21 protein-coding genes are annotated in these 26926 nt (G+C 45.8%); 4 read left to right on the top strand and 17 right to left on the bottom strand.

The window, feature by feature from the left end; genetic code table 11:
- Nucleotides 1-343: 343 nt before the first annotated feature.
- From ACHFJ9_RS03560 to ACHFJ9_RS03535, 6 genes are read right to left on the bottom strand one after another with little or no spacing between them, the layout of a single operon-like run.
- A complete protein-coding gene (locus ACHFJ9_RS03560; RefSeq protein WP_395355275.1) occupies nt 344-1003 on the bottom strand; it encodes an HAD family hydrolase in 660 nt (219 codons plus the stop codon).
- A gap of 2 nt (nt 1004-1005) precedes the next feature.
- A complete protein-coding gene (locus ACHFJ9_RS03555; protein WP_395355273.1) occupies nt 1006-2025 on the bottom strand; it encodes an ABC transporter ATP-binding protein in 1020 nt (339 codons plus the stop codon).
- Complete coding sequence (locus ACHFJ9_RS03550) at nt 2022-2810, bottom strand: ABC transporter permease (RefSeq protein WP_074189833.1); 789 nt, start codon at nt 2808-2810, stop codon at nt 2022-2024. Before ACHFJ9_RS03550 ends, ACHFJ9_RS03555 begins: the two co-directional genes overlap by 4 nt.
- Nucleotides 2811-2812: 2 nt before the next feature.
- Nucleotides 2813-3703, bottom strand: coding sequence for an ABC transporter permease (locus ACHFJ9_RS03545; RefSeq protein ID WP_006741369.1), 891 nt, complete (start codon nt 3701-3703; stop codon nt 2813-2815).
- Entirely contained in the window at nt 3700-4524 is an 825-nt protein-coding gene (locus ACHFJ9_RS03540; protein ID WP_031817525.1) for an alkaline phosphatase family protein, read from the bottom strand. Before ACHFJ9_RS03540 ends, ACHFJ9_RS03545 begins: the two co-directional genes overlap by 4 nt.
- Nucleotides 4525-4536: 12 nt before the next feature.
- A complete protein-coding gene (locus ACHFJ9_RS03535) occupies nt 4537-5604 on the bottom strand; it encodes an ABC transporter substrate-binding protein (RefSeq protein WP_226420382.1) in 1068 nt (355 codons plus the stop codon).
- A 210-nt stretch (nt 5605-5814) separates the two neighbouring features.
- Between ACHFJ9_RS03535 and ACHFJ9_RS03530 the strand changes: the two genes are divergently transcribed.
- On the top strand, nt 5815-6543 hold the full coding sequence (locus ACHFJ9_RS03530) for a UTRA domain-containing protein (RefSeq protein ID WP_225460893.1): 729 nt from the start codon (nt 5815-5817) through the stop codon (nt 6541-6543).
- Between the two features lie 62 nt (nt 6544-6605).
- On the opposite strand, the gene ACHFJ9_RS03525 is transcribed toward ACHFJ9_RS03530, so the two are convergent.
- Nucleotides 6606-8192, bottom strand: a complete 1587-nt coding sequence (locus ACHFJ9_RS03525) for a BCCT family transporter (protein ID WP_005392697.1) — start codon at nt 8190-8192, stop codon at nt 6606-6608.
- A 304-nt stretch (nt 8193-8496) separates the two neighbouring features.
- Between ACHFJ9_RS03525 and ACHFJ9_RS03520 the strand changes: the two genes are divergently transcribed.
- A complete protein-coding gene (locus ACHFJ9_RS03520; protein ID WP_395355269.1) occupies nt 8497-10929 on the top strand; it encodes a glycosyl hydrolase 2 galactose-binding domain-containing protein in 2433 nt (810 codons plus the stop codon).
- Between the two features lie 101 nt (nt 10930-11030).
- Here the strand turns inward: ACHFJ9_RS03520 and ACHFJ9_RS03515 are convergent, their stop codons facing one another.
- The 5 genes from ACHFJ9_RS03515 to ACHFJ9_RS03495 form a co-directional block, all read right to left on the bottom strand.
- Nucleotides 11031-11285, bottom strand: a complete 255-nt coding sequence (locus ACHFJ9_RS03515; protein ID WP_046875806.1) for a hypothetical protein — start codon at nt 11283-11285, stop codon at nt 11031-11033.
- A gap of 185 nt (nt 11286-11470) precedes the next feature.
- A complete protein-coding gene (locus ACHFJ9_RS03510) occupies nt 11471-12973 on the bottom strand; it encodes an efflux transporter outer membrane subunit (RefSeq protein ID WP_395355267.1) in 1503 nt (500 codons plus the stop codon).
- Nucleotides 12970-16032, bottom strand: coding sequence for an efflux RND transporter permease subunit (locus ACHFJ9_RS03505; protein ID WP_395355264.1), 3063 nt, complete (start codon nt 16030-16032; stop codon nt 12970-12972). Before ACHFJ9_RS03505 ends, ACHFJ9_RS03510 begins: the two co-directional genes overlap by 4 nt.
- Nucleotides 16033-16042: 10 nt before the next feature.
- Nucleotides 16043-17125 (bottom strand): efflux RND transporter periplasmic adaptor subunit, encoded by a 1083-nt coding sequence (locus ACHFJ9_RS03500; RefSeq protein WP_395355262.1) that lies wholly within the window; start codon nt 17123-17125, stop codon nt 16043-16045.
- 104 nt (nt 17126-17229) lie between these two features.
- Entirely contained in the window at nt 17230-18111 is an 882-nt protein-coding gene (locus tag ACHFJ9_RS03495) for a LysR family transcriptional regulator (protein ID WP_005392703.1), read from the bottom strand.
- A gap of 112 nt (nt 18112-18223) precedes the next feature.
- Here ACHFJ9_RS03495 and ACHFJ9_RS03490 point away from each other — a divergent pair, with 112 nt between their 5' ends.
- Nucleotides 18224-18583: a DUF6559 family protein gene (locus tag ACHFJ9_RS03490; RefSeq protein WP_047008049.1), complete on the top strand. Its 360-nt coding sequence runs from the start codon at nt 18224-18226 to the stop codon at nt 18581-18583.
- Nucleotides 18584-18661: 78 nt separating this feature from the next.
- Here ACHFJ9_RS03490 and tyrS read toward each other — a convergent pair whose 3' ends face one another.
- The 4 genes from tyrS to ppsA form a co-directional block, all read right to left on the bottom strand.
- A complete protein-coding gene (tyrS, locus tag ACHFJ9_RS03485) occupies nt 18662-19921 on the bottom strand; it encodes a tyrosine--tRNA ligase (RefSeq protein WP_395355259.1) in 1260 nt (419 codons plus the stop codon).
- An 82-nt stretch (nt 19922-20003) separates the two neighbouring features.
- Nucleotides 20004-20810 (bottom strand): response regulator transcription factor, encoded by an 807-nt coding sequence (locus ACHFJ9_RS03480; RefSeq protein WP_041853148.1) that lies wholly within the window; start codon nt 20808-20810, stop codon nt 20004-20006.
- A 193-nt stretch (nt 20811-21003) separates the two neighbouring features.
- Nucleotides 21004-21783, bottom strand: coding sequence for a hypothetical protein (locus ACHFJ9_RS03475; protein WP_395355257.1), 780 nt, complete (start codon nt 21781-21783; stop codon nt 21004-21006).
- 169 nt (nt 21784-21952) lie between these two features.
- A complete protein-coding gene (gene ppsA, locus ACHFJ9_RS03470) occupies nt 21953-24325 on the bottom strand; it encodes a phosphoenolpyruvate synthase (protein ID WP_085343270.1) in 2373 nt (790 codons plus the stop codon).
- A gap of 251 nt (nt 24326-24576) precedes the next feature.
- Between ppsA and ACHFJ9_RS03465 the strand changes: the two genes are divergently transcribed.
- Nucleotides 24577-25413 (top strand): pyruvate, water dikinase regulatory protein, encoded by an 837-nt coding sequence (locus tag ACHFJ9_RS03465; RefSeq protein ID WP_005392709.1) that lies wholly within the window; start codon nt 24577-24579, stop codon nt 25411-25413.
- An 80-nt stretch (nt 25414-25493) separates the two neighbouring features.
- Here ACHFJ9_RS03465 and ansB read toward each other — a convergent pair whose 3' ends face one another.
- A complete protein-coding gene (gene ansB / locus ACHFJ9_RS03460; protein WP_317395409.1) occupies nt 25494-26558 on the bottom strand; it encodes an L-asparaginase 2 in 1065 nt (354 codons plus the stop codon).
- Nucleotides 26559-26926: the final 368 nt, after the last annotated feature.

Genomic DNA, 26926 nt, shown 5'->3' with positions numbered 1-26926 from the left:
TTGTTGCAATGATTGTTAAAATGTTAATTCTTCAATCAATGTTTTCATTATCGTTAGTCTGGATTGTGAATATGTTGTTCTATTGTTCCTGGAATGCTTGACTGTCGAATTTGAATACATCATGAGATATAGATGGCCCTTTCTTTATCCATTTTGGTTATATAAATCTTGTCATATCACACTGCTAAATCTTCATTATTTTTAATAATTCGACATGGCTTACGCCATTTTGTTACTGGTGTGTTTGTTTTTCGATGGTCTCAAATTTGAGTTCACGTATAACCAGGCAATTAAAGGAAAAGAGCAGCAGTTAGCTGCCCTTTATTGCTATAAAGACCGAAGGCTAATTCCAACGTAATAGCGTCCAATGTGATCGATTCGCGTGTTCTTTGAGGCGTGGGCATGGATTTACCAGGTAGGTGTAATCTGCGTATTCACATAAAGGCAAATCGTTGATTGAATCGGTATAGAAATGGATTTCAGAATAAGGCTCAGGCTGATTTTCTAGCCACTGTTTTAAGCGCGTGACTTTACCTTCACGATAACTAGGGACACCGTCGATTTCAGCAGTATAACGGTTGTCTTTCTCGATTAAATCGATGCCGAGTGCGGTTGGAATATTAAGACGGCGACCAACGGCTTCCACCAAAAAAGTGACGCTGGCAGAGATGATAACCATATCTATACCATCACGAGACAGTTGCTCAATCAGGGTTTTGGCTTGAGGAAACTGTTTAGCCAGAATATGGCTTTCAACACATTCTTCAACCAAGGCGTTTACTTCTTCAATCGGCATGTTTTCTAGTGGCTTCATGGAGAACGCTAGGTAATCTTCCATGTCCATTTTGCCTTCAGAGTATAAGGCCATTAGACGCTGATCTTCCTTAATAAATAAAGGATCAGTCGCGATGCCTCTCTCAACCATAAACTCGTTCCAAACCATTGCGCAGTCAGCGTTTATTAGGGTTTCATCCATATCAAAAACATACAAAGGTTTGGACATGTTTAGGCTCTCACTGGTTGAATTTCGTTTAGGTTAAAGAGTAGCTCTAGTTGGCTGCCATTCGCTAGTAAGCGTTCTGAAGAGCGGTTAAGCAAGTCCACAGTGAGCTCACACTCTTCAACGTTCACTTGATAGCGAATAACATTACCAAGAAGTTGGTGGTTGGTGATCGTACCTACTTGTGGCGCTGAGATGTGGCTTTCATATTGACGACCTTGCTCTTTTACATATATAGACTCTGGGCGAATCGCTACTTTCCATTCGGTATCAATGTTGAATAGTTGCTTGGCTTTATTGGCCTCTACAAGGTTGTAGTGTCCCATGAAACCAGCCACAAACTCGTTAGCAGGATGAGTATAAATTTCTTCAGGTGTTCCTGCTTGAACAATTTCCCCTTTACTCATTAGGAAGATACGATCAGACATAATCATCGCCTCTTCTTGGTCATGAGTTACGAAGATAGTGGTGAGATTCATCTCTTTCTGAATATCTCGGATTTGCTGACGAAGATGTTTGCGGATTTTGGCATCAAGCGCAGAAAGTGGCTCATCAAGCAATAATATGCGAGGTTTAACCACCAACGCTCGGGCGAGTGCGACACGCTGGCGCTGACCGCCAGAAAGTTGATGTGGATAGTGTTTTTCTTTACCTGCCAGATCCACCAGTTTGATGACTTTAGCTACTTCACGTCGAATATCATCATTCGCAAGCTTTTTCATTTTTAAGCCAAATACAATGTTGCCTTCAACGGTCATATTGGGAAACAGCGCATACGATTGAAAGACCATCCCAATACCACGCTCTTGCGGGACTTGATGCGTGATATCTTCTCCGTTTACCCAAATCTCGCCGCCATCGACAGGGTTAAGCCCTGCAAGGCTGCGAAGTAGCGTCGATTTACCACAACCGCTAGGGCCCAAAAGCGTAATAAATTCACCTTGCTCGATGTTAAAGTGAATGTCCTCAAATACGGTGTTATCACCAAAACGTTTAGTCAGATTTTTCGCTGTTACGTAGCTCATTGTTTGACTCCTCGGCTGAAACGACTTGCCAACCAAGTCAGGAAAAAAATAAATAGGAAGTAGGTCATCACTAAGGCAGACGTAAAGTGGCCGCTCGTCTGACGCATGTTATACAAGTAGATTTGCAGGGTTTCATAACGTGTGCCGACTAAAATATTGGCGAACACAAACTCTCCCAATAGAAATGAAAATGAAAGGAAAAGCGATGCCATCAATCCTTTTTTGAGGTTAGGTAAAATGACCATCAAAAACGCTTTGGTTGTGCTTGCCCCTAGCAAGTGTGCAGCATCCATTAAATCATTAAGGTTAATTGCTTCGAAGCTATTAGAAATCGCACGATACATGAACGGTAACGCGATGGTGAAATAAGTGCCTATTAAAATCCAAGGGGTACCGATAAGAGATATTTCACTGTCAGCATAAAGTTGAAGCAAGCCGACGGATGACACCACTGGTGGTACAGCGAATGGTAGCAAAATTAGTACGTTCATGAGCTTATCGAGCTTCGGGAAGTAGTAAAACACCACGAATATCGCTGGCAGAACCAGAAGCACACTGAGGGTTAGCGAAGCAATACAAATAAACAGCGAACGCCCAAACGCTTGCAAAAAACGTGGGTCGGTCAGCAATTTAACGTACCAATCAAAAGTGAAACCATCCGGAAGCACCGTGGCGCCCCAGCGTGATGAAAGCGAATAGACAAAGGTCGCTAAAATCGGGATGAGCATGATCCCAACAATGGAATAAACCACTGTTTTATGGAATCGAGTATTAACGTTGTGCATGACTACTTCCTACCTGCATAGCTTTTCGAAATGAGCCATTGGTTAATCACTGTGATAAAGGCAAGTAACGCCATTAGAATCACCGAAATTGCAGCGGCGAGATTAGGTTCAAGGAACAGGTCTCCCGATACCAGACTCGCAATTCGAATTGTGATGACGTTATAGTTACCGGAGGTCAACGCATAAACACTCGCATATGCGCCGATTGCGTTGGCTATTAAGATAATAAAGGTACCGAATAAGGCTGGTGAGAGCACTGGCAGAGCGATTTTCGCCCAATACTGTGATGTTTTGGCTCCCAGTAGCGCAGCGGCTGCTTGCCAATCATCACTCAGCGCGTCAAACGCAGGGTAGAGCAACAACACCGCCAGCGGGATTTGGAAGTAGATGTAAATGGCCAGCAGGCCCCATTTACCATAAAGGTCGAAATCACCGAGTAAGCCATACTGCTTGAGCAAAAGGGTAATCGCCCCATTGGTGCCCAAAATAATAATAAAAGCGAATGACAGAGGTACGCCCGCAAAGTTGCTGCTCATGTTCGTAAACGCAATCACACCGTCGCGGACTTTAGAATCGACTCTGCGTAGAGAAGAGACCAACAAAGTCGCAATGGCTAAGCCAAAAATGCTCGACCACACAGCTAACCACAAGCTGTTGCCAAACGCCTGCATCATAAAGGCGGAGTCGAGCACTTCAATGTAGTTATCTAAGGCAAACTCGCCATCGTAGATAAAGCTGTTTAACAGTACCCAAATCATCGGTGCGAGTTGAAATAGGTAGAAAAACAGCGCGAAAGGCACTAACCAAATGGCTGGCTTAAAGCGCTTTAACCAAGTATTTGCCAAATTTGAGCGTGATTCGCTAGAGCTTGGGGAGAGGACAGAACTGCTCATAGTGCTAACAATTCCTGAGTGTATGGCTTCGTGTGGTCAAGGTTTAGCAATTGACAAACGGTGCCACAAATATCAGTTTGCTTAATATGACAATCCTGATGGGTAAACTTATCGCCAATGACAAACAGAGGAACTTCTCGCTCTTCAGGTAAAATCCCACCGTGAGAAAGATCGTTGTTCATGCCATGATCGCTGGTCACAATGATTTGATACCCATCAGCAAGCCATTGTTCGATGTAGTTGGAAAGAATAATGTCTGCACCTCGCGCACAATTGCGGTATTGGCGAGAGTCTAGGCCAAACTTATGTCCTGTATCGTCGATATTCATCGGATGGATCAGTAAGAAATCAGGTTTATAGTTGCGACGTAAATACTCTGCATCCAGGAACAAGGCTTCATCAGGATAATGATCCCAATGGTAAAAGCAGCCGTGTTGGATATTCAGGGTTTCATCATGCGTGAAACGATCGCGAACAGGTTCAAATGGCGCGCGATTATAAAGCTCACTGACCCAGTGGTAGGCAGCCGCAGCGGTCACTTTGCCTTGGGCTTTTGCCAAACTGAAAATGGAATCGTGTTTGGATAGACGAACGATATTGTTGTTTACGATGCCGCTTTCTACAGGGCGAACGCCCGTTAAAATGCACTCATAAAGTGGGCGAGACATTGAGGGCAACTCACACTGCACAGGATAAAGCGTTGCGCGAGTTTCTTGTTGGGAACGACTTTGTTCTAGAAGACCATTGAGGTAGCCCATGCAATCACGGGCTACCTGATAGTTCAGTCCATCTAGAACAACAAGGATGACCTTATTGCTCATAACGACTTACTCTTATTGCTGGTGGATTAAGACACTTTCTTGCCATTGACGTGGCAGCTTACGTGCGGACTTTTCCCAAGCTGAGAAGTCAGTCACTGGGTGAACATTGCTGTATTGGTCGTTAGCAATTAGCTTGTCTTGCACTGCTTGAGGCAGTGTGATGTTGGTGCGGATTGGACGCGCATAACCTTCTGCTAAGTTGATTTGCCCTTGATCGCTGAAGATGTACTCACGAGCAAGCTTTGCTGCATTAGGGTTCTTCGCGTATTTATTGATTATGGTTGTATAACCAGAAATCACAGAGCCATCTTGAGGAATGCTCACTGTAAAGCGGTCGCGGTCAATTTTGTCGCGGTAGTTCAACGCATTGAAGTCCCACATGATCGCCACTTCCACTTCGCCTTTTTCTAGGTTGGCGATGTTCGGATCGGTAAATGAAAGACGACCTTGCTTCGCGAGTTCAGAAAAGAACTTGAGCGCAGGCTTGAGGTTGGATTCGTCCCCACCGTTGGCGAACGCTGCGGCGAGAACTGCGTTGTTTGCCTGTGCTGCTACGCCGACGTCACCTACGGTCACTTTGTAGTCGCCTTTTAATAGGTCATCCCACGTTTTTGGCGCGTCTTTTACGAGGTTATTGTTGGAGATAAAAGAAATAGTGCCAGTGTAAGCAAGTGCCCAATGACCATCTTCGTCTTTTGCCCAATCTGGAATGTCATTCCAAGTTGTTGGTTTGTATGGCTGAGTGACGCCTTTTTTAACCGCTACACGTGCGAAGGCAAAGCCTACGTCACCAATGTCTGCGGTCGCGTTTTTTTTCTCAGCTGCGAATTTTGCGATTTCTTGAGCCGAGCTCATATCCGTGTCTTGGTGCTTAAGGTTGTAATTTGACTTTAAATCAGCCCAAGTGTCTTTCCAGTTCGCCCAACTGTCGGGCATACCTACACTGTAAACCGCCCCTTCTTTTTGTGCTGCGGTAACCAATGACTCAATATCGGCTTCTTTCGCTACTGTTGGCGCAGCGAGCGTTACCGCAATGATTGCCGCTGGTGCGGTAATTGAACGACTTAGCAAAGTTTTCATTGTCTCCATCCTTCTGGACTAGGTCAGTAAGTTCGCTTTGTATGCTATGGATGGAATATGACGATTTAGAGCAAGTAATTTGACAGTTTTTATTAATTTCTATGGCACTTATATTTCATACGCTCGGTATGTGTTCTGTTGATTAATGTCATATTTTTGTTACGCACACGCCTTATGTTGTTCATCAAATTATCGTTGGACTAGATCAGAATGAGAGCGACAGGCACCAGCCAATTTGGTACCCAATTAGGAAAAATTAGAAGCAGCTTAAAGCAGCAGATTCTTTCCGGCATCATGTCGGAAGGGCAAAAGCTGCCATCAGAAAGGGAGCTCAGTGAGCTATTTTCTACGACTCGAATCACTATCAAAGATGCATTGGTGTCTTTAGAAACTGAAGGCCTGATCTACCGAGAAGAGCGTCGTGGCTGGTACGTATCTCCAGAGCGGATCTGTTACAACCCGTTGTCTCGTTCTCACTTCCATCAGATGATTCGAGAGCAGCATCGTATTGCAGAAACCAAGTTACTCAACGTGCGAAGTGAAATGGCCGCAGGTGAGTATGCAAAATCGTTAGAGGTTGAGAGAATGACCCCAATTTATGTGATTGAACGGTTACGTTTTATTGATGGGCGAGCGGTATTGTTTGTTGAAAATATACTCAAATCAGCACTGTTTGAAGGTATATTGTCCGAGAACCTCATCATGTCACTGACGGGTATTTATCGTGAGAAGTATGGCTACGAGACAAAGCGCTCTCGTTTTGATGTGATTCCAACGTCAGCACCTGCTCATGTCGCTAAAGCGTTGAACTTGGCTGAAGGACAGCCGGTTCTGAAAATTCGTCGAGTAAACTACAAACAAGATGGCAAATTAATGGACTGCGAATTCGAGTATTGGCGTCCAGATGCAGTGATGATTCGCATTGATAGCGTAGGATAAAGTGCAGAATTAAAAAGAGCCCAATGAAGGGCTCTTTTTCGCATATTGGTTAGAGAGGCGGTTTAAACTAGTCCTTGCTCTTTTGCCATTTTACTTGCGATGCCAGGCGCTTTCCAAATGCTTGGCAGCAAAATGAAAGACACAGGCACGGCGGTAATTACAATGAAAGACTGCAATGCAGAAATACCACCAGAGCCCATTGAGATAAGCGCGATAGCGACAATACCCATCATCAAGCCCCAGAATGAGCGAATCACTGCGTTTGGTTCTGTTGAGCCCGTCATCACTACACTGATTGTGTAAGTCATTGAGTCACCCGTCGTCACGATAAATGTTGTCGTTAAGATCAGGAACAGAACCGAAATGATCATTGGGTAAGGTAATTCACCAGTAATCGCTAGCAGTGCTGCAGGCAAGTTAAAGCCTTCAAACGCAGATGAAATCAAACCAGGGTTATCAAGTTCAAACGCAAGGCCACTGCCACCAACGATACTAAACCAGAAGCAAGTAATCAGCGGTGCCGCGATGCTAATAGACATGATTAATTGGCGAATTGTACGACCACGAGAGATACGAGCAATAAAGATCGCCATCATTGGGCCATAACCGATAAACCAACCCCAGAAGAATACTGTCCACCAGCTTAGCCAGCCTGTATCACCACGGTAAAGTGCCATAGGGAAGAAGTTATCCACCATACGACCAACGCCTTGCACGTAGCCATCAACGATAAAGCTTGTCGGCCCGAAGAACAGGATGTAACCAATTAACAGTACAGACAAAATGATGTTGTAACGACTGACGATTTGAATACCCTTGCTCAAACCGCTCAGTGCGGAAAGGGTATACATCAGGATCGCAGCCATAATAACCATACTTTGCGTTACGAACGTATCTGGCAGGCCAAACAATGAATTTAGCGCGTAGCTAATTTGTAAACCTAAGAAGCCGATAGGACCGATGGTTCCTGCTGCTACTGCAATGATGCTACATGCGTCAGCAACATCACCAATCCAGCCTTTAATGGCTTTATCACCAAACACAGGGTAAAGCAGAGTACGCGGCTTAAGAGGCAGGCCTTTATCGTAATGCAAGTGCATTAAGACAATGGAAGATAGACCACCAAGGATCGCCCAAGCTAAGAAGCCCCAGTGCATAAAAGACTGAGATAGGGCATTGATTGCGGCAGTTTTCGGTGAGGCTTCACCGTATAAAGGTGGGGCAGTCACAAAGTGCGCGATAGGCTCAGCAGCGGCCCAGAACACACCACCACCTGCAAGTAGGGTACAGAGTACAATTGACAACCACTTAAAGTTATCAATATCAGGTTTCGCTAGACCACCTAGACGCACATAACCAGTGCGACCAAACGCAAGAGCCAAACCAATAAGGAAATTCAGAAGAAGCAGTACTTGCCAGTAAGCTCCGAAATATTTAGTAGCAAAGCCGAAGCCGGTGTTAACCATTGCGGTTAGAGAGTCGGTATTCGTTAGGGCAAGTAAAACGAATAGAGTGAGGAAGCTACCACTTAACCAAAAGACAGGATTGGTGAGTTCGAGGCGCTTGAGCAGAGATGGGGGATGAATAGCAGAATAGTCAGCATCCTGAATAGGCGCTGTGTGGGAGGCGGCATTCGTCATATTTGACATAATTACTTCGCTTTTTAGGGCTATGAAGCCGTGCATTTCCCCTCACATCGTTTCGACGAAAAGTGTGAGGATGTTCAAAAAGCCGATGATGTTAACATGTCGAAGTTGCAAATATAACCTTAGATTTCGATTAATTTTTAACAGGTTAGCCAAGTTGCTGATTTTTGGGTAGAGATCAAAGGAAAGTGTTTTTACGTGAAGTGCACCGCATTTCGTATGTAAATAACATTTCCCTTGTTTTTGCATGGATTACTCAGGATTACATTGAGCAAACATGTTTCTTCTCCAAACTGAGGTTTACTCAATGGCTCATTTCGAACTTAATGGACAGTGGTTGCTTACCTCGCCACAGCGTCCCGATATTGAAATTCCAATGTCTATTCCGGGCGATAATATTTCGGCGCTTTTACAAGCAGAGCGCATTTCGGATCCTTATTTTGCCGATAATGAAAACAAAGTTCGTTGGATTGAAGAGTGTGAGTGGCATATCTCGCGTGAGTTTGAAGTCGACGCGTTTACGTTGTCTGCCAAGCAAGTTTGGATGACGCTAACTCGTGTCGATACCTTGGCAACCTGCTATATTAATGGTGAGTTAGCACTAACTTGCAGCAACATGTTTACTCAACAACGAGTTGATATCAAACCTTATTTAAAACAGGGCATAAATACTGTTCTTGTTCAATTCGCCAGAGTCGATATAGAAGGTGTGGAACGCGCCAAAAAATTGCCTTTCCCAATCCCTTCCGCAATGGGAAATAATCAAATTCTGCATATGAATTTGATCCGAAAAACGCAATGTCATTCAGGATGGGATTGGGGCATTTGCTTGATGGTATCGGGTATTTACGACCCCATTCAAATCGACATTGTGAATGAGCTTTGGCTCAAAGGCTTTTCGACAGAGCAGCATTGGCAAGCCGATGGGAGTGTGTTTCTTGATGTAGTAGTTGAAGTTGAAGTTGAAGTTGAAGTTGAAGTTGAAACGGACAGTCAACGCCATGAAATGATGGTTGAATTTAATGGCGAGCGTCAATGCATTCAAACAAAAGGAAGTGGTCACTATCATTGCCAGTTCCACATTTCGGAGCCTAAACGCTGGTGGCCATCGGGTTATGGCGAAGCTTATCTTTACCCCATTACCATTTCTTGCAGAGAGCAAAAGTTAACGCGCAACGTTGGTTTGCGTCAGTTAACCCTAAATAACCAAGCTGATGAACATGGCTCTGCGATGGAATTTATCGTCAATGGCGTACCAATTAATGCCAAAGGCGCCAACTGGATCCCTATTGACGCAATGCCGGGGCGAGAGTGCGAAACACGTTATCGCAACCTTTTGCAAAGTGCGGTTGACGCCAACATGAATATGATACGTGTGTGGGGCGGTGGTCAGTATGAGAGTGAAACCTTTTACAATCTGTGTGATGAGCTCGGCTTGTTAGTATGGCAAGACATGATGTTCGCATGTTCACTGTACCCATCTGATAATGACTTCTTAAAAGAGGTCGAAGGTGAGCTTCGATACCAAATATCGAGGCTTAAAGAGCACCCATCAATAGCACTTTGGTGTGGTGATAATGAAGTGATTGGAGCTATTGGTTGGTACGAAGAATCTAAGCACAACAAAGTCAAATACACGGTTAACTACGATCGCCTCAACCGCATGATTGAGCAGGTGATTACCGAACAAGATAGCGCTCGTCGTTTCTGGCCAAGTTCCCCGTGTAATGGTGAACTAGATTTCGGTGACGCGTGGCATGATGATAGTAAAGGTGATATGCACTTTTGGGACGTTTGGCATTCAGGAAAATCATTCAATGCCTACCTTGACGTGAATCCTCGTTTTTGCTCTGAGTTTGGTTTTCAATCTTGGCCATCTTTTGCAGAAGTTAAGCAGTTTGTCCCGGAGCAAGATTGGAATATCACGTCCCTAACCTTTGAACAACATCAGAAGAATCCTCGTGGTAACAGTATCATCACAGAGATGTTCACGCGTTATTTTCGTTTTCCTTCTGGATTCGAGAACATGCTGTATTTAAGCCAAGTTCAGCAGGCAATCGCGATCAAAACTGCGTGCGATCATTGGCGCTCCATTTCTCCAGTTTGTCGCGGCATGTTGTATTGGCAACTCAACGACAACTGGCCTGTCAGTTCTTGGTCTAGTTTGGAATACAGTGGTCGATGGAAGCAGTTGCACTACCATGCAAAACGCTTTTTTGCGCCGCAGTATTTGGTATTTTCCGAGCATACAGGCAAGTTGAGCCTGCATTTGCTCAATGATGCCAAAGAGCCCGCAAGCGTCAACGCACTGCTTAAGTGGGTAGATTGGCAAGGGGAAGAAAAGCAATGTTGGAGCTTAGAACAAACAGCCATAGCAGACAGCAATACGATTTTGTGGCAATTGGATGAATCGGTTGAGAAGGATGAACTTACGTCAGGCTTCCTCTATGTTGAAGCGCAAATCGGTGAAGACAGAATAAGCAACACATGGTTTAGTACTCACGAGCTAAAAACCTTGCCGATAGCGAAAGCCAATATTGATGTCTCGATTGAGGGTAGCCAAATTACATTGGTTGCGGATAAGCCTGCGTTTTTTGTTCATTTGGAAAGTGATGTTGATGGAAGGTTCAGTGACTCCAGTTTTACTCTGCTGACCAACATTCCAATGACGGTTGAGTATTTAGGTGATGATGTTTTCGGCATGCAACAATCGTTGAGGGTATACCACCTTAATGATTAAAACGGGCATAGAACATCTATATGCTGATATCTGAGAAGGGGGCCTTTGCTCCCTTTTTAGTTATCAAGTATCCGTTATTAAGCTCAGGTTGAGACAGAAGTTTATTTAAGTTTCTGATGAATACGGTAGCCAACAACAAAACCTATGTAGAATAGCGCTGCGAGAGTAAGCATTGCCGTCGCGTACGCCAGTAGGCTGTTTAACCCTAAACCAAAAGCCAGAGTGAAGGCGATACCATGAATGGCTTCCGCAGGGATTCGGTACCAAGCAGCGTGGACGGAAGATCCGAAGAGGATAAAGGTACTAAGTAAGACAATCGTGCCGCCTATAAAGCCGACCCATCTGCTGTTGTTCATGTTGTAATCTCAGGGGTTACCGAAGTAACGTAACAAAATATTTCAGAGCCGGCATTATACAACCGAGAGAGGGTATAGGTGGTAGAAATATTTGCCTCACAAACTAAGAGGCCATCTAAGTGGCCTCTTTTTAACCGATTTAACGGCATCCGTTATGATGCAAAGGTGTGAGGCTTGTAAGAAACCTAACCTTTGGCATTCGTTTCGGGTTGTGCTTCTGGTTGTAGCGTCCAATCACCACCAAGTGATTTGTAGAGCGCAATCGTAGCTTGTGCGGTTTGTAACTTTGCCGCGACTTGCTGATCTTGCATCATGCGTTGCTGACGTTGCGCATCTAAAACTGATAAGTGATCAATCAAGCCTGCTCGGTACAGTGACTTGGCTTTGTTGACGGCGTTATTGGTGGCTTTCAATGCATCATCGATTCGGCGCTGATTTTCTTGGCTGCGACCATAAGCAAACAGCGAGGATTCTGTTTCTGCCAAAGCCGCCTCTACCGTATGTTGATAAGACAATGTCGCCGAATCAAAACGCGCTTGGTTGATGGCTTCAATTGCCTCGCCACGCCCCCCATCGAACAAGTTCCAGCTTACGCCTGCCGCGCCCATCCAACCGAAAGAATCGCTACTGAAGAGATCGTCAAAGCTTGACGCCGACAACCCCGGAGCGCCCGTCAAAAAGAACTTCGGATATTGATCAGCAACGCTTGCTGCTAACTCTTCATTGAGCGCGGCCATTTCGCGCTCGGCTAAGCGAATATCGGTACGACGTTTCAACAGATCGGAAGGTAAACCGACCGGCACCATGTCTTGCATGACAGGTACACGATGCTGTTTTGACAGGCGAACTTCGACTTGCGTTAGCGGCTCGCCAAGCAGTACCGCTAAACGATGTTTGTGCGCTTGTTGTGCAATCTCTAACTGCGGAACGAGCGATTCCATCGCCGCAAGCGTGGCCTTCGCTTGGGCTAAATCGAGATCAGATCCGTAGCCGCTGCGCACGACTTTCTCGACGAGATCAAGTGTGCGTCGTTGATCTTCTAAGTTCGACTTTGCTAACTCAAGGCGCTCGCTTGCGCCTTGGTATTGCAAGTAATTGTGAATCAAATCCGCTGTGATCACCGTGTTCAAGCCGCTTTGATAGATCTGAGCTTGTTCGAGACGAATTTGCGCCGCGTTCGCTTGGCGGTCAATGCGCCCAAACAGATCAACTTCCCAAGCGATACTCGCGCCTGCAAATACGCCATCGTGTTGATTATCCATTAGGGTGACGTTACCAATTTGAGGTGGTAGACCCGGCACGGCATCACTGAGTGGATTCAATATCGGACCGAGTGAAGAGTCATTTTTACTGAACTGATAGTTCATGTAACCCGCACCGAGATTAATTGTCGGTACTTTGAATGACTCCACCATGGTTTTATAGTTGTTGGCCATTTTCACCCGCTCGGCCGCCACTTTCAGCGGAATGTTTTGGCTCTGCATGTCTTGAACTATTTGATTCAACACTGGATCGTGAAACTTAGTCCACCAAAACTCAACGTGTTGTGAATCGGTACTCAACCCTGCATTTTCGGCGTTCAAGTAGGTTTCTGCCATGCTGGTGGTCGGTGCTTGGTAGTCTGGCCCCACTGCACAGCCCGCTAAACTTAGGGCTAGAACGACAGGCGTTAGAATGAATTTTTTCACGATGACGCCTCCTCTAGCTCAGCGTTGGTTTGTATGGATGGTGCTTTTTCTTTATAAGCAAGGCGATACAGTGCCGGCATGACAAACAGTGACAATATGGTTGCGGCCGCCAAGCCTCCGATGATGGTTGCCGCCATTTGGTCAAACAGCAGATCTGACAGCAGCGGGATCATGCCGAGCGCGGTCGTTAACGCACCCATAGAAATGGCCATAGTACGGTTGACCGTGGCTTCTTTGATCGCGTCAGACAAGCTCTTGCCATTTGTGCGTTCGAGCTCAATTTGATCCATTAGTACGATGCCATTTTTGATGATCATCCCGGTTAGTGTGATAGCTCCGATCAGCGCCATAAAGCCAAATGGTTTATCGAATCCAAGCAGAGCAAACACAGCCCCTGATGCTGCCAGTGGTAGCGTTGCGAGGATGATGATTGGTTGCTTAAAGCCGTTGAACATCGCGACTAAAATGATCACCATGATCAGCATTGCTTTTGGTTGCTGCTTCATGATGTCGGTGACCGCTTTGTCTTCATCGTAATATTCGCCTCCCCATTCCATGCTGTAACCCGCCGGAAGTTGGATAGCTTCAACCTGATCTTTAATGGCATTTCTTACATTCGCTGGTGTGGAGTCTCGGCTTACACCCGCTTGAACCGTGATGGTTTTCACGCGGTCTCGTCGCCAAATCATGCTCTCTTCGGTGACCAGTTCGAATCCATCCACCACTTGACCAAGTGGAACGCTGTTAAAGCCAAGTAGCGAGCGCACAGGTAGCGTTTCTAGTGACGCCATGTTTTGCGATGTGCCACGTAACTGAATTGGAATCAGCTCATCATTCAGGTTCATTTGTCCGAGCGGCATGCCGTCTGATGCGCGTTTTAGCGCGAAAGCGACATCGGCGCGGTTAATTCCTGCTTGACGCATTTTGTCTTGGTTTAGAATCGGCTTGAGCACTTTGCTTTCTTGGCGCCAATCATCGCGAATGTATTTTGCATCAGGGTTTGAAGCAAAAATCGTTTTCGCTTCCGCCGCTAGTTGATGTAATACGGTTTCATCCGGACCAGAAAAACGCACCTCAACCGCGAACTTATCTTTGGTTGCTAGCTTCAGCGCTCGGAAGCGAGGTTCGGCATCCGGAAACGCCTCTTTCAGCCAATCATCGCCACGCGTTACCAAGTGACTGATGCTCTCGTAGTCTTTGGTGTTGATCAGAATCTGCCCGTAGGCAGGGTCGAGCGGCTCAGGCTCTACCGTTACCGAGAAGCGAGGTGCACTGGTGCCGACATAGCTAGAGATACTTTCCACTTCTGGTTGTGCGACCAACCATTCTTCAACTTTGCGCATGTCTGCCGAGGTTTGTTCAATCTTGGCACCATTGGGTAGCCAGTAATCGAGAAACACAATTGAGCGATCCGACTGAGGAATAAAGTTCACGGCCACATACGGGATTGCCACGGCGGTGACTAAAATCAACGGAACCAAAGCGGCTAATGCTTTACGCGGGTTGTCCACCGTCCAGAATACCAACTGTTTATAACGGCTCGGTTTAGTCTCTTCGTTGTTAGCTTTTGGCTTGATGAACATCCACGCCATTAATACCGTAAACGTCATCGCGACGATCCATGAAAGCAACAGTGACGATGCCACAATGTAGAACACAGAGCTCGCAAACTCGGCGGAGTCGGTTTTGGAGAACAACACTGGGCTTGCGCCCATAATCGCGATGACAGTTGCGCCTAAAAGTGGCACGGAGGTCTCTTTGACGGAATCAATCGCGGCGCGAGTTCGCTCGATACCTTTGTTGAGCTTGGCGATCATCATATCGGTGATCACAATGGCGTTATCCACCAACATGCCCAGTGCGAGAATAAACGTACCTAGCGAGACACGGTGCAAATCGATGCTGGCGATGTTCATGTATACAAGCGTGAGCAAAATCGTCAGGAGCAAGCTTGCGCCAACGATGGTCGCACTCTTAAAGCCCATGAAAACCAACAACACCACAAAAACAATCGCGACACTTTCAAGCAGGTTGCCAACAAAGTCGTCGATAGACTTTTGTACTTCTTCAGGTTGATAAGCAACGGTCGAGATGTCGACACCCAGCGGCAGCGTTGCCTGGTAGTTAGCGATGATGTCTTGAATCGTATCGCCAAGTGACACCACGTTAATGCCTTGAACTGGGCTCACAGCCAAGGTGACAGCGGGCTCTCCGTTGTAGTGGTTTTCTGCCAATGCTGGTGTTTGATAACCCATGGTGATGTCGGCGATGTCACCAAGACGAATCAACCCCGAGCCAAACTCTCCGGTGCCACCATTGATGATTAAATTGCGAATGTCTTCTAGAGACTGAAACTCACTGGTTTGCGCAATACGAATACGCTCTGTACCTGCATCGAATTTTCCCGCTTCGAACGTGCTGTTTTGTGTGCTCAGTTGGCTCCAAACTTGTGCGATCGACAAACCATATTGAGCCAGGCGCTCATCTGGCATATCGATGTGTACAACGCGAGGTTGAACGCCGTGTAGCTCGATCTTTTTGATGCCGTCGACGGCTTTGATTTGGCGTTGCAGCTCTTCGGCGTAGCGACGCAACTCTTCTGGTGCAGCATCTGTGCTGTGGATAGAGAAAAGCATGCCGTAGACTTCAGAGAACTCGTCTTGCACTACGCTGATCTGCGCGCTGGAAGGCAACTGCAGTTTTACATCGTCTACTTTGCGTCTCAATAAGTCCCATTCCTGCGGAAGTGCTTTGGAATTAAGGCTCTCTTTGAGGTCAACAAAGACCATAGACAAACCGGGACGAGACAATGAGCGCAAGCGATCCAACTCCGCCATTTCCTGCAATTTGGTTTCAACGGTATCGGTGACTTGGTGTTCGACTTCTTCGGCAGATGCACCCGGATAAAGGGTCACGACTACCGCAGTTTTTACCGTAAAGCTCGGGTCTTCTAACTTGCCTAAGTCGAAGTAAGAATAGATGCCAGCGATCACGCTCAATACGATAAAGAACAGAACGAACTTACGTTGGCGAATCGCGAATTCAGCTAAATTGATCATGGATTCGCACCTACAACGTCTTGATAGTCAGGTTTGGGGCGGCATCGCCCTCGCTCAGATAATGGCTACCGCTGATCACCACATAATCGCCTTGCTCAAAACTTCCGGTCACACACGCTTGGTATGCGTCGATAGAGTCAAGATAGACCGGCTCTGAATGAATAACCGCATCACGAACCACATTCACGTGCAGAGTTTGTTTTTCACCCAAAATTGCAGAGTAAGGAAAGCAATTGCTTGAGTGACTGGTGTTGAGCGCGGTATTAACCGTGACTGCTTTACCGTTGAATAGCGCACTGGAAATGGAATCGATGTCTAGCGTGACGGTATAGGTTTGTTTGAGCAGGTGCTTTTTCGGCGCGATTTCTGCTACGGTTGCTCGGTAGGATTGCTCCGAATCATACCAAGTCAACGATGCTGGCTGACCTAATGCGAATTGCGCAATCATATTTTCCGGCACGTCGATGTCGACTTCCCAACTGCCTTCTTGCTGAATTGACACAACACTGCCACCCGGCAAGGTTTGCTCATGTGGATCAATTGAAACGTCGGCAACAATACCAGTGAATGGTGCACGTAGAGTGGTGTAACGTAGGGCATCTTTTGCACGTTGGATGTTTTTCTCAACCACTTTGACGGCAGAGACGCTACGTTCGTAGCTGCTGATGGCTCGATCTAAGTTTACGCTGGCAATGGCATCATCAGAAGTTGCTTGTTTTACGCGCTTTAACTCGGCTTTCGCGAGTTTGTGTGCTGATTGTGCTTCTAACATGCGTGCTTGTAATTCTTCTAATGAGACTTGGTAGTCGTGCTTGTCCAGCGTGGCAATGACTTGGCCTTTTTCTACCAAGCTGCCTTTATTTACGAACACGCTTTCCACGGTGCCAGGTACACGAAAAGAGAGTGACGCGGTTTCTTTTGCTTTTACGATCCCGCTGAATGATTTGTTGAGTTCTTCATTCCTTTCGTTGACTTCAATTACTTGAACGGGTCTGGATGCGCTTGGTTCCTCAACCTGAGGTTGAGCTTGATTACAGCCGAGTAGAGAGAGCGCGATAGTGCTCAGCGCGGCGGTTTTAATTTGATGATTCATAAGATGGCTCCATAATTTCGGCGCCATCTTATAATTCACAGATGTTCAGATAATCATGCGTGTGCATGATTCAATGTCACGAATTTTATGACAATAAATGTAAACTACAAAAGTTTTGGAATTTTATTGCACAAATGTTCAATAAGTAACCGGCTAGCTTGGTTCAGCGTTTTCGGCTTAGGGTAGAGTAACCACCCCGTTTCTTCTGTGACGGCATATTGAGACAATACTTGCACCAATGCACCGGATTCGAGCTCATTTTTTACCAACAGTTTTGGGATATAACTGATGCCGCGGTCTAGCACTGTGGAGCTTTTGATAAAGCCGATGTTGTTGGAAATGAGTTTCGGTTTGAGCGCTACGTTTTGTTCCTGAAAGTGCCAAAGGTTGTCGACATTGCCATTTGGCCAACGAAAACAAATGCACTGATGATCGCTCAACTCTTCTAATGTAGCGGGCGTGCCGTGAGTTTGAAGATAGTTCGGTGAGGCAACGACACATCGGTCTAGCGTTAAGATCTTTCTGGCGACAATGTCTGAATCAAACAGCATGCCGCCGTGCAGCGCGATGTCCAACCCCTGCTGAAACATATCAATAAAGCCATTGTTGATATTGCGAATGTCGAGCTCAACCTGCGGATATTGATCCTGAAATTCAAACAAAATGGGTTGAAGAGGTTCATAGGTTTCTGGCAGAAGGCCAAGTTTGATTTTGCCTCTGACTTCGATGCTTTCGTTACTGGCTTGCTGGTTTGCCGAATCAAGCAAGGTGAGCACTTTTTGCAGATCTTGGTAGTAGGCATCGCCTTTGTTTGTCAGCGAAAGGCTGCGAGTGGTGCGGTGAAAAAGTTGCGTTCCGAGGTAACGTTCCAGTTCTCCAATGCGTCGGCTAACATTTGCTCGTGGCAAATCCAAAGCATTTGCTGCCGCTGTAAAGCTGCCAAGTTGGACGACTTTGGTGAACAGTTTTAGATCGTCAATTTTCACTCTTGAACTCCATACTCTTTGAGCGCCGTGCTAAACCCTGACACTCTAGAGTATTGATGTTTGGTATACAAAACTTATTATTAATTATCGAAATATAAATAAGGGCTTCAACATGTTGAGATTTATACAACGTCGCCGCATTAAGAAAGTGATTAAGCTAATGAGTACCAGATTGGTGGTGGGATACGGCAGTCGTGAGTACTTTTCCGTCGGTCAGGTAAAGACGAGCACCAGTGAGTTAAGCACGTGCCAACAAAAAATTGCGTTGGCGTTGTACGCGAATCCGCAAGATCTTGATTTGGAAAATCAACCAGAGTTGCAAGCCATCCGCTCTGATGTGGCGAATGACTTCTTTGCTGGTGCCGATTATACCGCTCAAGATGTGCTTAATTTATTCGGTGCTGGTGGCTGGAAAGGCGGCCGAATGGAAGATGGAATGTCTCATCATTTTGGTATGCACAGCCGATACTAGAGCGAGCTAACCTTATAAAGTCTTGTCAGTTAACTCGCTATATCACTTTGCCTTGTGAGGTGTCATTCCGATGCTTTGTTAAGCGGCACGCTTTACGAGGCAGAAGTGCTTTTTACCGCGTTGCAGTAACCAGTATTGGTCAAACAGTGGGAAGCTTAAACTCGGGTTATCAGCCGACACTTTTTCACCGTTTACACTGATGGCGTTGTTGCTGATGTGTTCGCGTGCAACACGTTTCGAGCTTGCTAAGCCCGACTCAATCAATAGCTCAACCAAATCTTGTTGTGTGCTCTCAATGCTTGGTAAACCATCTAACTCCAACTGTTTTAATTCACCCAAACTCAGTTGTTGCACATTACCGCTGAACAGTGCTTGAGTGATGCGCTCGGCACTAGATAGGCCGTCTTCGCCATGAACAAATCGCGTCATTTCTTCAGCGAGAATACGTTGTGCTTGTGGCTTGCCTTGGCTTGCTTGGTCTTGCGCTTGAATGCTGGCAATTTCTTCGCAGCTCAAGAACGTGTAGTAACGCAAGAAGTGGTAAACGTCGGCGTCTTCTGCGCCAAGCCAGAACTGGTAGAAGGCGTAAGGTGAGGTTTTGCTAGGGGCTAGCCACACTGCGCCGCCTTCGGTTTTGCCAAATTTGGTGCCATCGGATTTGGTGATCAGCGGCAGAGTTAAGCCAAATACTTGCTCACCATTTTGGCGACGAGTTAAATCGATCCCACTGACGATGTTTCCCCATTGGTCATTGCCACCGATTTGCAAACGACAATCGTATTGACGGTTTAGCTCGGCAAAATCGTACGATTGCAGCAGAGCGTAGCTAAATTCGGTGAAGGAGATGCCTTGGTCAGGTCGTTGCAGGCGTTGTTTTACCGATTCTCGGTTGATCATGGTATTGATCGAAAAGTGCTTACCTACATCACGGAAGAAGTCGATGACGTTGATCGCTTTCATCCAGTCAGCATTGTTCACCATGATCATTGGCTTGGTCAGTTGGTGATTCATCAACTGCTGAATTTGATTAGAAAGATCGTTAACCCAACCTGAGACGATTTCTGAAGAATTCAGGCTGCGCTCGGTCGCTTTAAAGCTCGGGTCGCCAATCATGCCCGTTGCACCGCCAATCAAGGCAACAGCTTGGTGTCCGGCATCTTGAAAGCGCTTAAGCATAATCAAAGGCACAAGATGGCCGATGTGCAAGCTGCCTGCTGTAGGATCGAAGCCGCAGTAAACGGTTTGTGGCTGTGAGAGAAGTGTCTGAATTTCTTCCAAATCGCTGGCCTGTGCAATCAAGCCACGATCTTGTAAATCTTGCAGTAATGGTGTCGTCATTCTTTTTGTCTGTCTTAGTGGTTGTTGTATTCAGACTAAAACGCGACACCTTTTGTCGATATATCCCTTAAGGGACAGTTTTTTATCTTGAATGGAGAATGAGGTGATTGAGGAAAAGCTGGAATAACTCACTCAATGAAGACACATTTAACTGCGAGTAAATGCGTTTTCGATGATTTTTGACCGTGCCTTGCACTAAGTGTAACCGCGCGGCAATTTCTTTGGTGTCAAACCCTTGAGCGAGAAGTGAAGCCACCTCTTGCTCGCGACGAGTGAGTGATTCTACGCCAAATGTTGCTAAAGCTTGCTCAATGGCTAATCGCATACTGCCAGAATAAGCACTCTGGGCAAAAACAGGCTCAGAAAAGGTAAACTCCGTTTGTTTCCAGTGCTGCTGACAAAGCGATTGAATTATCGGGAAGTAGGGCTTTAATTTATTGATTTGCTGTTGAGAAAAGTATTTTCCATCATTCATATACCCGAAGTACAACATGACCCAACGGCCAGGTTCGACTTCGACTAGCATGCTCAGTTCGTCTTTCCACCCTGTTTGATGATAGAACTGCTCGCAGTATGAAGTGAAGTCAACGCCTTTACGCGCCACGTCTTTGAGCGTAAATATGCCTTGTTGTTTTGTCTCGTTTAGTTTGAGAAAAAAAGGGTCATTTTGAAATGAGTCAGTAAGGTAGCGTTGAAAAAGTAACTCTCGCTCGTTCTCAATCGAGTCGTAGAGATAGATAGGATGTTTACCTTCTCGATAACCTAAAATAACCGCGCAATCAAAATGAAAAAGAGTGCGAATGACACGCATAAGCTTAGGAGTAAAGTTAGGCGTATTAAGAGCAGAAATTGCTTCTGCCAGCAGATTATTAAAGTTATTGTCAGGCATGGGATACCGAATCGCAGATGGTTTTGGGCAAGCATAACGAAAAGCCATCCAACGAGAAAGGGAAGTCACCATCTTCTGGTGACTTCCCATGAGAAAGTTGCACAAGTACTCAGTTTTGAGGAGCCATAGCTGCGTTAACTTATTGATAAGGGTGCATAACAACTGTCCTCTCTAAGCGATTAGTTGCTATGCATTAATGCGAGTTGGTGAGCTCTTCGTTAACCCAATATTTAGAGCCAGACACGTTGGCATCGATGAGCAAGCCTTTTGCATTCAACTGATAAACGGCGACGCCACTGTTAAATTGCTTTGAAAGTTGCTCAGAATCTTCGCCAGCTACAGCAGAGGCTTCACTGGTCGCTTCCCATCCTTCGTTGACGAACGTATCAAAGTCTTCTTTGCTCTCAAACAGAATCACTTGTTGGTAAAACTTGCCGCCAGCCCCAAGTGCGACGCCCAAACCAAACATATTCATATAAGTGCGTTTTTCTGTTTCCTTATTGACTGCGACACCTGACCCTGAGTTGGTGTGAAACAATAAAGACAATTTACGAGAATCAAAGACCGCGTAGCCGTAAGCGTTGTCGTAAATGGCTTTGGCCTCCGGCTTTTCATTAAACAACTTGAGCAAAGCACTATCCGCCATTAAGTCTACGGCTTGGCGAGCTTCTTCTGGCGTGTCGCCTTCCATCAGTTCATCAATTTTCTTGTCGGCTGCATCTATCCATTCTTTGCTTTTCTCGATACTAGCTTCTGTCCACTCGCCCGCGGTATTGATTGCTTCCTCGGACCAATTAGTGAAATCTTGCCACGCTTGCTTTGAAAAGGCTTTGGTATCGTCCCAAGCATCTTGCGCAGTATCAGAAACCGCTTCGCCTAGCTCAGACATTTTGTTGGAAATATCATCCCAATCTGCGTAAGCGGGAGATGCTAGGAGCATCAATGTGGTAATGAGTGCGATAGACTTTTTCATCAAATTCTCTCTGGAGTTGTCGATACATCTTCATTCTAGGTCATCAGACTTTGATAATGAAATTGACTAAATGGCGATCTTGAGAGAGGAATCACGAACTGATTGCGAAATGACGTATGAATAACAAAGCCCTCACAAGGGGAGTGTGAGGGCTTGAATTTTTAGCGCGTTACTTGCTGCTAACTTTACCGAGCTGTAACCAAGTATCGATAACGGTGTCTGGGTTTAGTGAAACAGAGCTGATGCCTTGCTCCATCAACCATTCCGCCAAATCTTCATGATCTGATGGGCCCTGACCACAAATACCCACGTACTTACCAGCTTTGGTTGCTGCGTCTATTGCCATTTTCAGCATGATTTTCACCGCCGCGTTACGCTCATCAAATAGGTGAGCAACGTCGCCAGAGTCACGGTCCAGACCAAGCGTTAGCTGAGTCATGTCGTTTGAACCAATCGAGAAGCCGTCAAAGTACTTCAAGAACTCATCGGCAAGTACCGCGTTGGATGGCAGTTCACACATCATGATGACTTTAAGACCTTGGTCGCCACGGCGCAGATCAAACTTCGCTAGCAAATCAATCACTGATGCAGCTTCGCTTGGTGTACGCACGAATGGAATCATGATTTCAACGTTCTTCAGACCCATTTCGTTACGAACGCGCTTGATAGCTTGAGTTTCTAACTCGAAGCAATCTTCAAACACTGGAGAAATGTAACGAGACGCACCACGGAAGCCGAGCATTGGGTTTTCTTCATGCGGTTCGTAGGCATTACCACCAACCAAGTTGCTGTATTCGTTCGACTTAAAGTCAGACATACGAACGATGACGCGTTTTGGCCAGAAAGCAGAAGCGATAGTCGCGATGCCTTCAGTCAGCTTGCTCACGTAGAAATCGATAGGATCTTTGTAACCACGAATGCGCTGTTTAATTTCTGCTTTTAGCTCATCGCTTTGCGCATCAAAGTTAAGTAATGCTTTCGGGTGAATACCGATCATCTTGTTGATGATGAACTCTAGACGAGCAAGACCAACACCTTCGTTTGGAATCTGAGCAAAGTCGAATGCGCGATCTGGGTTGCCCACATTCATCATCACTTTGGTCGGCAGTAGTGGCAGTTCATCAACAGAAGAGCGTTTTACATCAAACTCAAGTTCACCTTGGTAAACGTAACCCGTTTCGCCTTCTGCACAAGATACGGTTACTGTTGCGCCATCAGTCAGTTTGCTTGTCGCATCGCCACAGCCAACGATTGCAGGAATACCAAGTTCACGAGCAATGATTGCCGCGTGACAAGTACGTCCGCCACGGTTGGTAACAATAGCAGAAGCTTTCTTCATCACTGGTTCCCAGTCTGGGTCAGTCATGTCGGTAACCAGTACGTCACCTTCTTGAACCAGTGACATTTGGTCCAGAGAGTCAACCAAACGCACTGCACCTTTACCGATACGTTGACCGATTGCACGACCTTCAATCAAAACATCTGCTTTGTTCTGTAGTTCGTAGCGCTCAATCACGTTTTGTTCCGTTTGTGAACATACGGTTTCAGGACGAGCTTGAACAATGTACAGCTTGCCGTCGATGCCATCTTTTGCCCACTCAATGTCCATTGGACGCTGGTAGTGCTTCTCGATGATCATCGCTTGTTTGGCGAGCTCTTTGATCTCTTCGTCGTTCAGTGAGAACGTGTTGCGCTCTTCATCAGAAGTATCAACGATATCAACTTGTTTGCCGATCTCTTGGTTGTCAGAGTAGATCATTTTGATCAACTTAGAACCAAATGTTTTCTTAACGATCGGGTGTTCGCCCGCTTCAAGCATTGGCTTATGAACGTAGAATTCATCAGGGTTTACTGCGCCTTGAACGACCATTTCACCTAGGCCCCATGAAGAGGTGATGAAGACAACTTGGTCGAAACCAGACTCAGTATCAAGCGTAAACATTACACCCGAAGAAGCTTTGTCTGAACGCACCATACGTTGGATACCCGCCGATAGCGAGATACCACGGTGGTCGAAACCTTGGTGTACACGGTAAGAGATCGCACGGTCGTTAAATAGAGAAGCGTAAACGTGCTTAGTTGCTTCTAGTACTGCGTCGATGCCTTTCACGTTCAAAAACGTTTCTTGCTGACCAGCAAAAGAAGCATCAGGCAGGTCTTCTGCCGTAGCAGATGAACGAACTGCGACTGAAAGCTCAGGGTTGCCTTCAATCAGTTCTTGGTAGTTTTCACGGATTTCTTGTTCAAGGTCCGCAGGGAAAGGGGCCTCTAATACCCATTGACGGATGGTTGCACCTGTCTTACGCAGAGCTTCCACATCCTCAACGTCTAGTTCATCAAGTAATTGGTGAATACGCTCATCCAAACCTTCGTGGTCAAGGAATTGGTTAAACGCGTATGAGGTTGTCGCAAAACCATTTGGTACAGAAACGCCTGCGTTCGCTAGGTTAGAAACCATTTCGCCAAGTGAAGCATTCTTACCGCCGACTTTGTCGACATCATCCATGGATAGGCCATTGAACCAGAGGGTGTTCTTTTGCATGTCTTTCTCCAGAAACATTGCAGCTTAGTAGGGGGACTTAAATCGCTCTAAACAATCGCATGTTGGCTGTTATTACACGTTGACCATACATTGCTTCATTTAGATTGACATCAAAGGCAAACGATTACGTTCTGGCTAAAAAAAATTCAAAAGAATTTTTAAAGCTGTGGTGAACCTAACTGAAAGCCAAACTGATTTATTAATATTATGTTTACCATCCTACTCAAAAGATTTTGAAAAATTAAACAGAAATGCAAATAAATAACCAAAGTCGTGATGTGTTCTATGTTTCTGACGGTACGGCGATAACATGTGAGACATTAGGGCATGTTGTTCTCGGTCAATTTCCGTTCATTCCTAACGAAAAAACCTTTCCGTTCGTAGAAAGCCAGGACAAAGTTGCTGACGTTGTAAAAGAAATTGAAACTTCCTACCAACGCAATGGCGTCAAACCTCTGGTGTTTTTCTCTATCGTGGTGCCAGACGTACGTGAAATGCTGTTGGAAGCGCCTGCATACAGCTACGATGTGTTGGAAAGCATTGTACAGAAAGTGCAAGACGACATTCAGATGGCGCCAAAACCCAAGTTGCAACGTTCTCGCAGTGTAGGGAAAGATTCCGATACCTATTTCGACCGTATCGCGGCCATTGAATATACATTGGCGCATGATGATGGCATCACGCTAAAAGGGTTGGAGCAAGCCGATATCATTCTGCTGGGAGTATCGCGCAGCGGAAAAACCCCCACCAGCTTGTATATGGCGATGCAGTTTGGTTTGCGTGTCGTGAACTATCCGTTCATTGCGGAAGATGTGAAGATGATGCGTTTGTTGCCTGAGTTTGAGATCCATCGTCATAAATTATTCGGGCTTACTATCGACCCTGAACGTTTGACTGAAATCCGTGAGAATCGTTTGTCTGGAAGTGATTACGCCAGTACTGAGCAGTGTAAGTTGGAGCTAGACACCGTAGAGGCGTTGTTTAGAAGAGAGGCGATCCCATATATCAATACGTCCTCTCTCTCTGTGGAAGAGATCACCACGCGTATTCTTGAAAAAGCAGGGATGAAACGCCGTTTGTTTGGTTAATACGGGGCGCCAACATTGTCGTGTGCAAGAGGAGGCGAGTAACACCTCCTCTTGTGCATCTAAAGATGCCTTACACAGAATTAATAGTATTGGAACATCTTTTGGATGTCTTGATAGTTTTTGGTTTGAGTAAGTGACAGCATCAGTAAGATACGTGCTTTTTGTGGGTTTAGTGTGCCTGAGGCAACAAAGCCATATTGGTCGTCATCAATTTCAGCATCCAAAGTGGTTGAGCCGGTTGGTGTGCGAGAGCTTCTTACAACAACAACGCCATCTTTGCTCGCTTTTTCTAGCTCATCAAAGACCGTGTGGTACAAGTTACCATTACCCACACCAGCACTTACGATGCCGTCAAACTTCGCATCCACAAAGGCTTTGACTGGTAAGCTCGACGCATTTGCATAGTTATAAACAATGCCTACTTTAGGTAGTGTGTTGAGTTTTGATACATCGAATGGGGTTTCTGTCGTATGTTTACGCTCTGGGCTTCGTTGATATTTGGCATCGCTATTATGAATGTAACCGATAGGACCAAAGTTAGGTGACTGGAAAGTACTGACGGAAGTGGTGTTTGTTTTAGTTACGTCTCGCGCATCGAAAATAGTGTCATTCATCGCGACTAACACGCCGCGCCCTTCAGAATCTTCATCGGTGGCTGTCACGACGGCGTTGTATAAATTAACTGGGCCATCAGCACTCATTGCGGTGGAAGGACGCATTGCACCGACGATCACAACTGGCTTTTTGCTCTTGACGGTCAGATCAAGGAAGTAAGCGGTTTCTTCTAATGTATCGGTACCATGAGTAATGACGATACCGTCAACATCATCTTGAGCGAGCAGTTCGTTGACGCGTTTGGCTAATTTAAGCCATACCTCATCATTCATATCTTGTGAACCAATACTGACCACTTGCTCTCCGGAAATATCGGCAATGTTGGTCATGCTCGGAACGGCAGAAATCAATGATTCGACACCGACTTTACCTGCGGTGTAGTTTGACTCTGTCGCAGATTGACCTGCTCCAGCTATGGTGCCACCAGTGGCAAGGATTTTAATGTTCGGAAGATCGGATTGCGCGAAAGAGAACGAACTGATGCATAAACCGAGAGTTATTGTACTGAGGCGGAAAAGATTTTTCGTCATGGGAATCACCTGCTGTTAGGTTGGATGTTGGGGAACTCATCTATCCTAAAAACAGCGGGTTAGATTTTTTGAGCACTAGTTCAACAAATTGCAGATGAAGATCGTGATCAAGCAATCAGTTAAAGAACATTAATTCAAACAATTAACTTAAATAACGTGCTTCTTTAACAAGTGAGATGTACTAATAACGTGCATAATGCGTTATATGCTCTAATCTATTGATTGGGAAATAAAGAGGGAAGGGAGGCGCGATTAGGTTACTAAACACGAATTGAGAAGTGCAATTTCTTCAAAGTTTACAGTGTAAAAAAAAGCGGCTTTACCCCGGAACAGATAAAAGCCGCTTGCCAATGATGTGTTAATTCACA

Source organism: Vibrio sp. D3 (assembly GCF_043995865.1).
Classification (GTDB): Bacteria; Pseudomonadota; Gammaproteobacteria; order Enterobacterales; family Vibrionaceae; genus Vibrio; species Vibrio diabolicus.
Note: the sequence above shows the minus strand (reverse complement) of the source record. Positions and strands in the feature narration are given on the sequence as shown.